The sequence below is a fragment of the Pseudomonas sp. H11T01 genome (assembly GCF_048515765.1).
Lineage (GTDB): Bacteria > Pseudomonadota > Gammaproteobacteria > Pseudomonadales > Pseudomonadaceae > Aquipseudomonas.
This window is the reverse complement of record NZ_JBLYED010000043.1, coordinates 1-13,357: the sequence shown is the minus strand read 5'-3', so window position 1 is coordinate 13,357 and position 13,357 is coordinate 1. Positions and strand designations below refer to the sequence as shown.

Sequence of the window (13,357 nt, the reverse complement as noted above, 5' to 3'; positions counted from 1 at the left end):
AGCGTCGCCTGCATCGCGAGCAATCGAGCGTCGACCGGCTGCTCCCACATTAGATTTTCTTTGCATCAAGCGCCCTCACCACAATTCAAGCGTTTGCCAGATACATCGCAGCATCCAGCTCAATCATCACCGGCATTGTCGTAGTCGCCAACTCCAGCAACAACGCACGCAACGCCTCTGGACTTTGCGGCGCATGGTGGTCGATGTGGAAGCTGCTGGCCATGGCCGCGAAGTCCGGGGTCATGATGTCTACGCCCAGTGGCGGGATCTCGCGGGCCTGCATGTAATCGCGGATTTCGGCGTAGCACTGGTTGTTCCACAGCACCATGATCACGCCCACACCGGCCTCACGAGCTGCGATCAATTCAGCGCAGGAAAACTGCAGGCCACCATCCCCCACCAAGGCGACCACCGCGCGTTCAGGCTTGGCCAGTTTGGCGCCGATCGCCGCGGGCAAGCCGTAGCCGAGGGTGCCGTAACCGCTTCCGGCGTTGAACCAGCTGTTGGGTTTCGGCGACTGATAGCCCACCGCCCCCTGATACACCGGTTGCGTGGAATCGCCGACGATAAGCGGATCGACCAGGCTGTCGCGCAGCAAATCGAGCAACCCTTGCAGCCCCTGTTGCTTGGCCGTCCAGCTGTCGCGCTCGAACTGGTTGACCCGCTGCACGCTGTCCAGCGCCCAACGACCACTCTGAACCGGTGCCGCAACATTGGCCAAGAGTGCCTGCAAGCCTTCGCGGGCATCGCCGAGCAATCCGACATGCGCCCGCTGCACGCCCATGACTTGCATCGGGTCGATGTCTAGACGAATCAACGGCGCCTTGAATTTCAGTGGCCCAAGGCCAAAAAAGTCGTAGTCCGTCTCACCCAGTTCGGTACCCACAGCAAGGATCACGTCGGCTTCATCGAACAACGACCGGCCATGGGCCGACGACTGCACACCGTCGAGCAGCAACGGGTGGCCGACCGGCAACAAGCCTCGGGCATTGGTGGTCAACGCCACCGGCGCTTGCAGGCGTTCGGCCAATTGCTGCAGGACTTCGGCGCAGTCACGCGCCCCGCCACCGGCCAGAATCAACGGGCGTCGCGCTTCATTCAGCAGGTTCAACGCCGCCTGCAACGAGGCTGGCGCCGGGGCCGGAGCGCCGGGCAGGCTGCGGGGCATCAAGTTGAGGTCATCGGCGGACATGTCCAGCACGTCCAGCGGAATTTCGATGTGCACCGGCCGTGGTCGGGCGCATTTGAAAATAGCGAAGGCGCGGGCCAGCAATTCAGGCAACTCCGCCGGCGATTGCAGGGTGTGGCTGAAGGCACAGACGCCAGCGACCATCGCCCGTTGGTCCGGCAGTTCATGCAAATGGCCGTGCCCGAGACGCAGGTGCTCACGACGGTTGGTGGTGGAAATCACCAGCATCGGCACCGAGTCCGCATACGCCTGGCCCATGGCGGTGAGGATGTTGGTCATGCCGGGGCCGGTGATGATGAAACACACCCCCGGTTTGCCGCTGGCGCGGGCGTAACCGTCGGCCATGAAACCGGCGCCCTGCTCGTGGCGCGGGCTGATGTGCCGCAGACGGCTGCCATGCAAGCCCCGATAGAGTTCGACGGTGTGCACACCGGGAATCCCGAACACGGTGTCTACGCCGTAACCTTCAAGCAAGCGAACCAGCGACTGGGCACAGGTGGTCATCTATCACTCCTCTTATTGTTCTGCGCCGACAGTCATCGAGCGAATCGGCAGGTCTTCATTCGCAGGACAGTAGTGCCGGGCAGCGCCTTGCAACAATCAAAAAATTTCGAGGCGATTGAACAATAAAATTCACGCTTTCAATGGGCGACGGGTTTCCGAGCGCAGCCCGACGAGGCCACCCAGCTGCGACTTGACCCAGTCACTGAAGGCCTGCACCACCGGGCGCTCGACTTTCTGCTGATCGGCGACCAGGTAGTAACCCCGGTTGGATTCGATTTCGGTGTCGAACGGACGCACCAACAGCCCCTTGGCCAGCGCCTCGCCACTGATCAGGTTGTCGCCCATGGCAATGCCTTGCCCGGCGATGCAGGCCGACTGCACGAAGTGCGCGTCGGCAAACACGATCCCCCGTTGCACATCCACATTCGGCGCGCTGGCGGCGGCCAGCCAGACGCGCCAGTCGGAGTAATCGAGCATGTGCAGCAGTGGCGCACCGACCAGGTTTTCCGGGGTTTTCAAACCGCCCATGGTGTTGACCAGACGCGGGCTGCACACCGGGAAAAACCGCAGCGAGACGATCTTCTGCACATGCTGGTTCGGCCAGTCACCCATGCCGTAGGCAATGAACAGATCCGCCATGTTGTCGCTGGTGTCATCCGGGGTGCGCGGTGAAATGAGGTGCAGCTCGACCTGCGGATAGAGCTCCTGGAACTCTGCGATATGGGTGCATAGCCAATACGTCGCAAACCCTGCCGGGCTGCTGATACACAGCCGCCCGCTGACTTGTTGACCATCAAAGCGCTGGCCTGCTTCAAGGATATTGGCCAGCAGCACATGGATGTCCCGCGCGTAGCGCTCGCCCTGCCAGGTAATGCGGATATTGCGCCCGGTGCGCTCGGTCAAGGCGAAGCCAAGCGTCTGCTCCAGGCTCTTGATCTGGTGGCTGATGGCGCTGGGCGTGAGGTTCAGCTCGCTGGCAGCGTCGGACACGCTGCCCAGTCGGGCCACCGCATCCAGCGCCCGCAAAGCGGTCATGGAAGGGAAACGCATAGGTCGGGATCACACAAGTAGAGATGCCTTTCACGATAACGGGAATTGTCCGACAGACATAGCCAACAAACATAGTCAGCAAAACTGCCGGCTCGTCGGGCAACTGTTGAATTTAATTTCACGGTTGCACAAAAAATGCTCGATTGACCCCCATGGGCCAGTGGCTATTCTCGGCAGCCAACACGGCCCGTTTGTGATGCCCGGCACCCCTACAAAAACAAGAGGGACGACCCTTGCACTTGCAGTCCAACTCCGTAAATCCGGTGGTAGCGATTGACGCTCTGCACAAGAGCTATGCCGCTCACCATGTCCTCAAAGGCATTTCCCTGCGTGCCAACGAAGGTGAAGTGGTTTCCCTGATCGGCTCCAGTGGCTCCGGTAAAAGCACCTTGCTGCGCTGCATCAATCTGCTGGAAATCCCGTGCAGCGGCAGCCTGCGCATCAACGGCGAAGAAGTGCGCCTGAAGAAGGACCGCGCCGGTAATCCGTTGATTGCCGACCCCGAGCAAGTGGCGCGTCTGCGTACCCGACTGAGCATGGTCTTTCAGAGCTTCAACCTGTGGCCGCACCGCACGGTGCTGGAGAACGTCATCGAGGCGCCGGTCTACGTGCTGGGTGAGGACCGCAAGGACGCCATCGCCCACGCCGAGCACCTGCTGGAGAAAGTCGGTCTGGCGGACAAACGCAACGTCTTCCCTTCATTCCTGTCCGGCGGTCAGCAACAGCGCGTGGCAATTGCCCGTGCCCTGGCGATGCGCCCGCAAGTGCTGTTGATGGACGAACCAACCTCGGCGCTGGACCCGGAGCTGGTGGGTGAAGTGTTGAAGGTGATTCAGGGCATCGCCGAAGAAGGTCGCACGATGATTCTGGTCACCCACGAAATGGCCTTCGCCAAAGACGTGTCGAGCAAGGTGATGTTTCTCCATCAAGGCCTGGTGGAAGAAGAAGGCACACCACAACAGGTCTTCCAGAACCCGAACAGTGAACGCTGTCGCCAGTTCGTCATGGCGCAGGAAAACCGCAGCTGATTGACCGCTTCAATCCTTGAAAACAATAACTTCGATAAAGGGTAAAGCCATGAAAAAAATCCTCAAGACCCTCGCCGGTGGCTGCTTGTTCGCGGTGCTGGCCCAGCACGCCGTCGCGGCCGAAAAAATCGTTTTCGGTATCGCCCAGGAACCCTACCCGCCGTTCTCCATGAAAAGCGGCAACGGTGACTGGAACGGCTTCGAGCCGGAACTGATCAAGGCGCTGTGCGAGCGCATGCAGGCCGAGTGCCCGCTCAAGGAAGTGTCCTGGGACGGACTGATCCCAGCCCTGCAATCGAGCCAGATCGACGTGATCCTCAACTCCATGAGCATCACCGCCGAGCGCGAGAAAGTCATCGACTTCTCCCAGCCGTACTACCAGACCCCGGCCATGTGGGTGGCTGACCAGAGCCTGGAACTGGTCACCACGCCTGAAGGCCTCAAAGGCAAAGTGATTGGCGTACAGGGCTCGACCTCCAACGCGACCTTCGTCAAGGAGTACTACGCCAAGGATTCGACCCTGCGCTACTACAACACCCAGGACGACATGACCTCCGACCTGCAAAGCGGCCGGATCGACGTGATGCTGGCCGACGCGCTGACCATCGAACCCTTTATCAAAACTCCGGCAGGCAAAGGTCTGGCCGACAAAGGCCTGGCCCCCAAGGATCCGCTGTTCGGCTCGGGTATCGGTGCAGGCATCCGCAAGGGTGATACGGCCCTCAAAAACAAGATCAACACCGCGCTGACCTCCCTGAAAGCCGACGGCAGCTACGACAAGATCCGCAGCCGCTTCTTCAGCGTCGACATCTCGGCACAGTAAGCCGCTCTAGCGCTCCTTTTCGACTGGATACGCCATGATTTCTTTGTCCGAGATAACCCAGCTGTTCGTCGCCGACGGCTGGCTCAACGCCCTGATGCATGGGGCCGTGGTGACCCTGCAAATTTCCGCGGGGGCCTTTGTACTGGGTTTGAGCATTGGCCTGCTGGTGGCAATGATCAAACTCAAAGGCCCGCGCTGGCTGGTTCGCCTGGCCAACGCCTACACCACGCTGTACCGCGCGGTGCCGGAATTGCTGTTGATTCTGTTGCTGTACTACGCCGGCACCGACCTGTTGAACATGGCGATGGCGGCGATGGGCAGACCCGTTGTCACGGTCAACGGTTTCGTGGCGGCGGTGTTGGTGCTGGGGATCGTTCAGGGCGCCTATTCGGCAGAGATTATTCGTGGTGCCATCCTGGCCATCCCCTTTGGCCAGATCGAAGCGGCGCGTTCATTCGGCATCGAGCGCTGGTTGCTGATGCGCCGGGTCTTGCTGCCGAGCATGTTGCCGTACGCCATGGCCGGTTTGTCCAACCTCTGGCTGGTGCTGGTCAAGGACAGCGCGTTGATCAGCATCGTCGGCTACAGCGAATTGCTCTCGGTGGGCAAGCAAGCGGCCGGCTCGACCAAGCACTACCTGGTGTTTTACCTCGCAGTGGCGGCGGTTTATTTCATCATCACCCTGGTGTCCAACGGGGCCTTCCGGCTGTTCGAGCGGCGTATCAATCGCTGGATGCCGCAGTAGTCGCAGTAGTAAGGAGCGCACGTCATGGATTTTTCCTGGATCAACAGTTTTGCCGGCGAGCTGCTGCACGGCCTCGGCATCACCCTGAAGCTGCTCGGACTTTCCGGTTTCTTCGGTTTTATTCTCGCGGTGCTGGTGGCCCTCGGGCGGCTGTCGCCCAACCCGCTGATCAGCGGCAGCATGCGCGCCTACACCAGCGTATTTCGCGGTACACCGCTGCTGGTGCAGATCTACATCCTGTATTACGGCGTCGGCAGCCTGTTCGCCGCGTACCCGCCGATTCGCGGCAGTTTTCTCTGGCCGTACCTGCGTGAAGGTTTCTGGTACGTGGCGCTGGCGTTGATCCTGTGTGTCGGCGCCTATGTCGGCGAGGTGTTGCGCGGTGCTCTGCGTGCCGTGCCTCGCGGTGAACTGGAAGCGGCCCGTGCCTATGGCATGAAGCGTTTTCTGGTCTTGCGCCGCGTGTGGTTGCCCCGCGCCTTGCAGATGGTTCGTCCGACCCTGGTCGGTGAATCGGTGCTGCTACTCAAGGCCACCGCCCTGGCCTCGACCGTGGCCGTCACCGACCTGCTGGGCGCCGCCAACCTGGTGCGCGCCCAGACCCTGCGGGTTTACGAACCGTTGCTGGCGGTCGCAGTGGTCTACATCGTCCTGGCGTTTGTGATCGAACACGGCTTCTCGCGCCTGGGCAAAGTCCCTCAGCGCCAGGCCTGAACACCCCCCTTTTAATTGACGCTGGCAGTCATCACCAGCGAGGAGAACACCATGCGTTATTCACCTTTTGTCGAGCGCATTAGCGGCGAGTCGGTCAGCGCCTGGGACATTCATTACGCCGCCATCGAAGCTCGCGGTCGCGGCGAGGATGTGATTGTCCTCAGCATCGGTGACCCGGACTTTGCCACCAACAGCGCTATTTGTGAGACCGCAGTCCAGGCCTTGCGCCAGGGCGACACCCACTACACCCACGTCCTCGGCCGACCGCTGTTGCGTGAAGCGATTGCCGCCAAGCAAAGCGAGCTGCAAGGCATCCCGGTAAAAGCCGAAAACGTCGCGCTGGTGGCCGGCGCGCAGAACGGATTGTTCGCCACCGCGTTGTGCCTGTTCAGCCAGGGCGACGAAGTGCTGGTGCCAGAGCCGATGTACCTGACGTACGAAGCCTGCATGCACGCTTCCGGCGCGCGCATCGCGACCATCGAGCAACCGGCGGCCAATGGTTTTCGCTTGACCAAGGCTGCACTGGAAGCGGCGATCACCAACAAGACTCGCGGCATTGCCCTGGCGACGCCGTGCAATCCCACCGGCAACGTTTATAGCCGCGAGGAGCTGGAAGCCGTGGCCGACGTCGCCCGGCGTCATGACTTGTGGGTGATTTCCGATGAGGTCTACGGCCAGATCACTTATGACCGTCCGCACCTGAGCATCGCTTCGCTGCCGGGTATGGCCGAACGCACCGTGGTGCTTAACAGCCTGTCGAAAAGCCATGCCATGACCGGCTGGCGCGTCGGCTGGGTGGTCGCCCCGCCGACCTTGATCGGTCACCTGGATAACCTGCTGCTGTGCATGCTCTACGGTTTGCCCGGGTTCATTCAGGAAGCCGCACTCAAGGCACTGGAACTGGATGAGCCGGTGGTCAGCCACGCGCTTGAAGTCTACCGGCGCCGGCGCGATCTGGTGGTCGCGGGCTTGCGCGGAGTCGCCGAGCTGGATTGCCGCGTGCCGCAAGCCGGCATGTTCATGCTGGTGGACGTGCGGCGTACCGGGCTCTCGAGCATGGACTTCGCCTGGCAGCTGTTCCGCCAGACCGGCGTGTCGGTGCTTGACGCCGAGGCCTTCGGTGCCAGCGCCAAAGGGTTTGTGCGGATCTCGTTCACCGTGGCCGATGACACGCTCAAAGACGCCTGCCAACGCATCGCCGGCTTTGTCGAGTCGCTACGTGCCTGTGGCGAGGGGGCTTGAGCGATGAAGTCCCTGTGGGAGCGGGCTTGCCCGCGAAGAACGAAGACGCGTACTGCCTGAAGAACCGCGGTGTTCGCTTCGCGGGCAAGCCCGCTCCCACAGGTTCTGCTTCTGCGCCTTAATTTACCGGCCTTGGGGCAAGCCCCCTCGCCACAAGTGCCCGCCATTCACCAGCCGGCAATGATCAAGAGGTTTTACACCCGTGACCACGTCAGACCAATTCAATTCGACCCACTCCGTTGTCGACCCATACGCCGAACTGGTGCTGCACAACGGCCGTTTTTATACCCTCGACCCGGCACAACCCTGGGCCGAGGCGGTGGCCATTCGTGATGGCCGCTTCATCGCGGTGGGCAATCTCTCGTCGCTGCAGTCGCTGATCGGCCCGCACACCCGCCAGCACGACCTGGACGGCGCCTTCTGCATGCCCGGCCTGCACGACATGCACACTCACCCGGATCTGGCGCTGACACCGCGTTACAGCGACGACCTGGATGTCGGCATCGAAGACCCGACGCCCGAGCAACTGGCCGCGGCGATCCACGCCTACGCCGATACCCATCCCGGTGACGGCTGGATCTACGGTCAATACTGGGTGCGTTACACCTTCCGCGAAGCCGGCCTGACACCGGGCCGCGAGTGGCTCGACAGCGTGATGCCGGATCGTCCGGTAGCGCTGCTCGACCGCATGTGGGGCACCATGATGGTCAACTCCAAGGCCCTCGAACTGGCCGGCATCGACCGCCACACCGCCGACCCGCGCAACGGGTATATGGAGCGTGACGAGCTGAGCGGCGAGCCCAACGGCCTGTTGATCGATGGCGCATACGCCTTGATCCACGCCGCGATGCCACCGACGCCGGTGGACGTGCTGCGCCGTGCCTATCGCGATGGCGTGCATTTCCAGACCTCCCGTGGCGTCACCGCGACCAAGTACGTGCATGTTTGCGAACGGCGTCTGGAAGCCCTCAAGGAGCTGGATGACGCCGGGGAACTGACCCTGCGCGTAGAAGCGGCAATCAGTTGGCAGGACGACATCTTCCCGGTCCGCCGTCGATGGGAATTGCTCAGCGGTGAACGGCATTACTATCGCAGCGCACGGCTGAACGCCAACGCCGTGAAGTTCCACTTCGATGGCACCGTGGAGCCCAAGTCTTCGTACCTGATGACCCCGTGGTCGCAAGAGTCGAGCTGGCGCGGCAAGCTCAACCTGACCCCGGAACACATCACCGACATGGTGGTGGACATGGACCGTCGAGGCCTGCGCGTGATTGCCCATTGCACCGGCGACGGCGCTTCCGATGTGTTCCTCGATGCGGTCGCTGAAGCCCGGCGCCGCAACGGTTACAGCGGCATTCGCCATCAGTGCGCCCACAGCACCCTGTTGCATCCGGGCAACCTCAAGCGCTTCAAGGAACTGAACGTGATTGCCGAGTTTTCTCCGGCGGCCTGGTACCCGACGCCCTTCGCCAGCGGCGCACGCTCCGGTTACGGCCAGGAACGCCTCAAGCGTATCTATGACTTCAAGGGCGTGCTGGCCGCTGGCGGCATCGCGGTGATGGGCACCGACTGGCCGGTGGCCTCGATCGACCCGTGGCTGGCGCTGGAAACCATGGTCACCCGGCAGAACCCGTGGAACCAGGAGCCCGACTGCTTCGGCGAACCGATCACCCTGGAGCAGGCGCTGCAAGTCGCGACCCTCAACGGTGCTCACGCCATGGGCCTGGAGCATCTGACCGGCAGCCTGGAAGTCGGCAAGTCCGCCGACCTGATCGTGCTCGACCGCGACCTGTTCGCCCAAGCGCCGCGCAACTACATCCATCGCACTCAAGTGCAGCTGACCTTTGTCGAAGGCCGGCCGGTGTACGACCGCGAATCAACGTTCAACGACACTCCGTTGAAAGCGGTCTGGCAAGGTCAGCCACCGGTGATCGAGGGACAAGCCTGATGAACCTTCCAAGCATTCCGGTGACGGTGGTTGCCGGGTTCCTCGGTGCCGGCAAAACCACCCTGCTCAATCGCATGGTCCAACGCGCGGACAATGGGCGCCTGGCGGTGATCGTCAATGATTTCGGCGAGCTGAACATCGATGCCGCGATCATTGCCGAGGTCACCGACGCGGTGTACAGCCTGCAAAACGGCTGCATCTGCTGCACCGTGCAGGAAGACCTGCTGGCACAGCTGGTCAGCCTCTCGCAGCTGCAGCCGCGACTGGAACGGATCGTTATCGAATGCAGCGGCGTGTCCGACCCGCAACGCATTGTGCAGACCCTGGGCTATCCGCAACTGCGTGCGAACTTGCATCTGGATGCCGTCATTACCTTGGTCGATGCAACAAGCTATAGCGCGCTGGAAGGTGAATTCGCCCGACTGTCCCGAGCCCAAGTGGCCTGTGCCGACCTGGTGTTGCTGAACAAATCCGACCTCGTCGATTCGGCCGAATTGGAAAGTATCCGTACGTCCCTCGGCAGCCGTGCGCCGGTGTTCGACACCGTACAAGCGGAACTGCCCGATGTATTGCTGCTGTCAGACCGCAGCAACCGTGTCGGCCTGAAAATCACACCGTTGCCGGAGCGCCACGACCAGCTGTTCGAAAGCTGGGTCTGGAACAGCCCACACCCGCTGCCACCCAAAGCCTTGCGCGAATGGCTGGCCAGGCTTCCCAAAGACATCTTCCGCCTCAAGGGGCTGGTGCAGCTGCAAGGCAACGAACAGCCCTACTGGCTGCAACACGTCGGAGCCCGCAGCCAATTCAGCCTGGCCACCGGACAAACCCCGGAACACGCCGTACAACTGGTGTTCATCGCCCGACGCGGCTGTGGGCTTCGTGAAATGCTGGAGATGGGGTTGGCGGATATTCAGGCAAAGTGAACGACACAGGAACCTCGTGGCGTCTGTGGCTGACGGCATATCCTGCAACGATTTAATCCTCGTGTAGCCCTAGCCAGTCAGTAAAGGAAATACATAGATTCCTTTGGGCTGCCGAAGTCCCTGTAGCCGACATTAGCGCTTTGCCAATACGCATGCATTTCTGTACGTTTCAGCCACCGAGCGAGGACTCCACCATGCAAACCATCGACTACACCAATGCCCGTGCGCACCTGTCTGAAACCATGGATCGGGTGAACCAAGATCGTGTACCGCTGCTGGTGACACGAAAAAAAGGCAAACCGGTCGTTATGATTTCTCTGGCCGAATACAACGCCCTCGAAGAAACCGCCTACCTGCTCCGCTCCCCCGCCAACGCCGAGCGGTTGATCAAATCGATCAACCGCCTTCGCACCTGATCTGAGCGAACACCGCTTGGTCTATGGGGTAGAAAACGATGAGGTGCAGATTCTGATGTGCCGATATCACTACTGAACCAACGCATCAGATTTCAGGCATTCTCTACCCCTCGGCAACGCTAACAGTCGCCATCCCACTAAACGTCCAGGCAAGGAAAGCTGACGATGAAAACCTGTAACGCCTTCTCGATCGCCCCTCGCTCAGCGCCCTGGGGATAGCTCATGCTCGATATCCTGCAAGGCACGCCGCTGTGGGTTTTCGCGGTTTATCTGTTGCTCTGTTATTACGGGATCAAAGCCTGTTCGAGCAGCAGGGAAAGCAGAAAATCGTTGCTGATGACCCCGTTGATTCTGATCGTCTGGTCGTTGTTTTCATTGAATCACACCGCGCTCTCGGCGATTTATTGGATGGGCGGCGTGGCCTTGGGCAGTCTGGTGGCGATGGGCATGTTTTCTCGCAAGGGCGTGTCGCTGGAGGCCGATGGCAACGGGCTGATCATCCCCGGCACCCTGAAGATCCTTTTCATTTCCCAACTGTTCTTCGCCGTGAAGTACTACATCGGCTATCAGGATGCCGTTCACCCAGAGCTGGCGGCGACTACGCAAATGCTGGCGCTGACCGGAGTGGCTTCGGGGTTTACCGTCGGTCTGTTTTGCGGGCGGGCGATCACCTTGTATCGAGCGCTGTTAACACTGCAAGCGCGAGCCTGGTAGCACAGCTGATAAAAATCGTCACTGCGCATGCTTCCTTGACGCCGCTGTGCAGGCGCCCTGAAAATGCCCGGCGCTGTTCCCGTCTCAAACCCTGTTAAACGAAGTAGTGAAATTTCAATGCCTGATTCCAACACCGATGAATCCGTAATCACCTTGTCGTCCAAAGTGGAATACGAAAACGCCATCAATCTTTCGCAGCATGTGCCGCAGGCCAAGACCATCAGTGAAATGGTGCTCGATGCTTTTCACACCTCGAAGGAAAGCGACCAGATTCGTGACTTACGCATTGCGATTCGCCAGGCACATGACCAGTTTGACGACGACAAAGCCTACGAACTGATGGGTGAGCTGAAAAATCTTAAAGACGCAGAGGCCGCCGACATCGCCGCTCTGGAAGACTTGAGCAGCAAATTCTCCATCAGCCGGATTCTGTCCAGCTTCAAAGACGATCCTGAGTTCCAGGAGCTGGTGTATGGCCTGGCACTGAAAGTGTTGAACCAGACCCATCAAGCGGTCAGCAACCCGAGCGGCGGCAAAACCAAAACGGCTCGCGCCAAGAAAGAAATCGAAGTGTTCTCCATCAGCAAGGACGGCGTGAGCGTCACCCTGCCCCTGCGCACGCCTCGCTCCAAGCCGAACGTGGACCGTGAAGCCTTCGAATTCCTCGGTTTTGTGTTTGTCGGTGAAGGCGATGAAGCGGAACTGGAAACCGAGACCTTCATCGACAACACTGGCGCCGAGCAGCCCGCTACCCGCAAAAGCATCGTCACTGCCCTGCAGCAGCAGACCGCGTTCGACGGTTACAGCATCGCTGTGCAGTAACCGCTGACGCTGATCATTCCCGCGCTCTGCGTGGGAATGCCGCCAGGGACGCTCCGCGTTCCGCTTCGACAGCTGACGCAGAGCGTCAGAGGATGCATTCCCACGCGGGAGCGTGGGAACGATCATCAAATCACACACAAAATCTTACATAAGCCAGCACATGGCTACGATTGCGCGACCTCACCGTGCCCGCTAGCCTGAAACCGTCGCTGCCAATTCAGCGACCGGGCCTGATAACCCGGGTAATATGCGCGCGCACCAGCGCCAAAAATCACGATTGCCGGCGTTTTTTTATGCCCGCATTTCCGTGCAATGGCGGCTGTGCGTGGGAGACCCTCGGGTCTGCCGGGGTCCTACATATCCGGTTTATCAGCCCGCGCACAGCTGCCACCCATTCGCCTGATAACGAACGTGGCAGCTCTCACTCTATGTAGGAGTTTTGCTAATGCCCGCCATCAATCCGTCCAACGTTTGCGCTTCTGCTCCGCCAGTCATCACCTCCCACCCCTCGGAGGTGCGCAATGACTAATCCCCAAGACCTTAAAACCGTCGGCCTCACGCCCTTCTCCATCCACTCCGACCAACCCCTGTTCCGCGTCAACAGCGGCGTCCCGATCCGCGAAGCCTTGTCCCACGTTTCCGACTTGCTCCACCTCTCCAAACTGCTGGCCGAAGATGCGGCGATGGAGCGCAATACGGACCGCTATGCCTGGGCGTCGCACTATTTGCAGGAAATGAGCAAGGCGGTGATCGATGACGTGGTGAAGGTGCTCGGCGCGTCGGGCAACTAGCGCAATTGAACGAAAACGCCCCGATCTTCCTTCACCACTCAACAGGCCGAGCGTTAGCTCGCCTGCAGCTTTTGATCTTGATCTACCTGCCCCTTCGGGAGGCCGAGTGGAGGTGTTCATCTGGGGGTGGGCGCGCAGCGTCGTTCGGCGAAGCCGAACACATCGAGAGGAGGTCGAAGCGAAGCCGACCGGAGGCGATGCCCCCTGATGAATGCCAGAGCGAGGGAACGCCGAGCCTTAGCGAGGGGCCGGACGCTTGGGGCGAGCGTTTTTTTGCTTACTTTTTTTAGGCGCTTGTAAAAAAAGTGAGTTGCCGTAAGGGCCAGCCCTTTCAAGGTGTTTTCCCTTTATGGGCCTTCAGCACCCGATCGGTCGACACATGAGCATTCGCAGCCTTTCCCTCCAACCATTCCTTGGGCTTGGCGATTTTGGGACCGCGTATGCTTTT

General features: G+C 60.5%; 14 protein-coding genes. 12 read left to right on the top strand and 2 right to left on the bottom strand.

Going from position 1 to position 13,357, the window contains the following annotated elements; translation table 11 throughout:
* Positions 1-85: 85 nt before the first annotated feature.
* Positions 86-1,693: a 5-guanidino-2-oxopentanoate decarboxylase gene (locus ACN1C3_RS31875; RefSeq protein ID WP_419119702.1), complete on the bottom strand. Its 1,608-nt coding sequence runs from the start codon at positions 1,691-1,693 to the stop codon at positions 86-88.
* A 129-nt stretch (positions 1,694-1,822) separates the two neighbouring features.
* Positions 1,823-2,743, bottom strand: a complete 921-nt coding sequence (locus ACN1C3_RS31870) for a LysR substrate-binding domain-containing protein (protein WP_419119701.1) — start codon at positions 2,741-2,743, stop codon at positions 1,823-1,825.
* Between the two features lie 233 nt (positions 2,744-2,976).
* Between ACN1C3_RS31870 and ACN1C3_RS31865 the strand changes: the two genes are divergently transcribed.
* The 12 genes from ACN1C3_RS31865 (at position 2,977) to ACN1C3_RS31810 (ending at position 12,909) form a co-directional block, all read left to right on the top strand.
* On the top strand, positions 2,977-3,771 hold the full coding sequence (locus ACN1C3_RS31865) for an ABC transporter ATP-binding protein (RefSeq protein WP_419119700.1): 795 nt from the start codon (positions 2,977-2,979) through the stop codon (positions 3,769-3,771).
* 49 nt (positions 3,772-3,820) lie between these two features.
* Positions 3,821-4,594: a transporter substrate-binding domain-containing protein gene (locus tag ACN1C3_RS31860; RefSeq protein ID WP_419119699.1), complete on the top strand. Its 774-nt coding sequence runs from the start codon at positions 3,821-3,823 to the stop codon at positions 4,592-4,594.
* Positions 4,595-4,628: 34 nt separating this feature from the next.
* Positions 4,629-5,339 (top strand): ABC transporter permease, encoded by a 711-nt coding sequence (locus ACN1C3_RS31855; RefSeq protein ID WP_415765011.1) that lies wholly within the window; start codon positions 4,629-4,631, stop codon positions 5,337-5,339.
* Positions 5,340-5,363: 24 nt separating this feature from the next.
* Positions 5,364-6,053, top strand: a complete 690-nt coding sequence (locus ACN1C3_RS31850) for an ABC transporter permease (protein ID WP_415765012.1) — start codon at positions 5,364-5,366, stop codon at positions 6,051-6,053.
* A 51-nt stretch (positions 6,054-6,104) separates the two neighbouring features.
* On the top strand, positions 6,105-7,295 hold the full coding sequence (locus ACN1C3_RS31845) for a pyridoxal phosphate-dependent aminotransferase (protein ID WP_419119698.1): 1,191 nt from the start codon (positions 6,105-6,107) through the stop codon (positions 7,293-7,295).
* 202 nt (positions 7,296-7,497) lie between these two features.
* Positions 7,498-9,243, top strand: coding sequence for an amidohydrolase (locus ACN1C3_RS31840; RefSeq protein WP_419119697.1), 1,746 nt, complete (start codon positions 7,498-7,500; stop codon positions 9,241-9,243).
* Positions 9,243-10,166 (top strand): CobW family GTP-binding protein, encoded by a 924-nt coding sequence (locus ACN1C3_RS31835; protein WP_419119695.1) that lies wholly within the window; start codon positions 9,243-9,245, stop codon positions 10,164-10,166. Before ACN1C3_RS31840 ends, ACN1C3_RS31835 begins: the two co-directional genes overlap by 1 nt.
* 194 nt (positions 10,167-10,360) lie before the next feature.
* Positions 10,361-10,582, top strand: coding sequence for a type II toxin-antitoxin system Phd/YefM family antitoxin (locus ACN1C3_RS31830; RefSeq protein WP_419119694.1), 222 nt, complete (start codon positions 10,361-10,363; stop codon positions 10,580-10,582).
* 1 nt (position 10,583) lies between these two features.
* Entirely contained in the window at positions 10,584-10,658 is a 75-nt protein-coding gene (locus ACN1C3_RS31825; protein ID WP_419119730.1) for a type II toxin-antitoxin system YoeB family toxin, read from the top strand.
* Positions 10,659-10,804: 146 nt separating this feature from the next.
* Positions 10,805-11,296, top strand: coding sequence for a hypothetical protein (locus ACN1C3_RS31820; protein ID WP_419119693.1), 492 nt, complete (start codon positions 10,805-10,807; stop codon positions 11,294-11,296).
* Positions 11,297-11,413: 117 nt separating this feature from the next.
* Positions 11,414-12,118 carry a hypothetical protein gene (locus ACN1C3_RS31815; RefSeq protein WP_419119692.1) on the top strand — a complete coding sequence of 235 codons (705 nt, stop codon included), beginning with the start codon at positions 11,414-11,416 and terminating at the stop codon, positions 12,116-12,118.
* A gap of 521 nt (positions 12,119-12,639) precedes the next feature.
* Positions 12,640-12,909: a DUF3077 domain-containing protein gene (locus ACN1C3_RS31810; protein WP_419119691.1), complete on the top strand. Its 270-nt coding sequence runs from the start codon at positions 12,640-12,642 to the stop codon at positions 12,907-12,909.
* Positions 12,910-13,357: the final 448 nt, after the last annotated feature.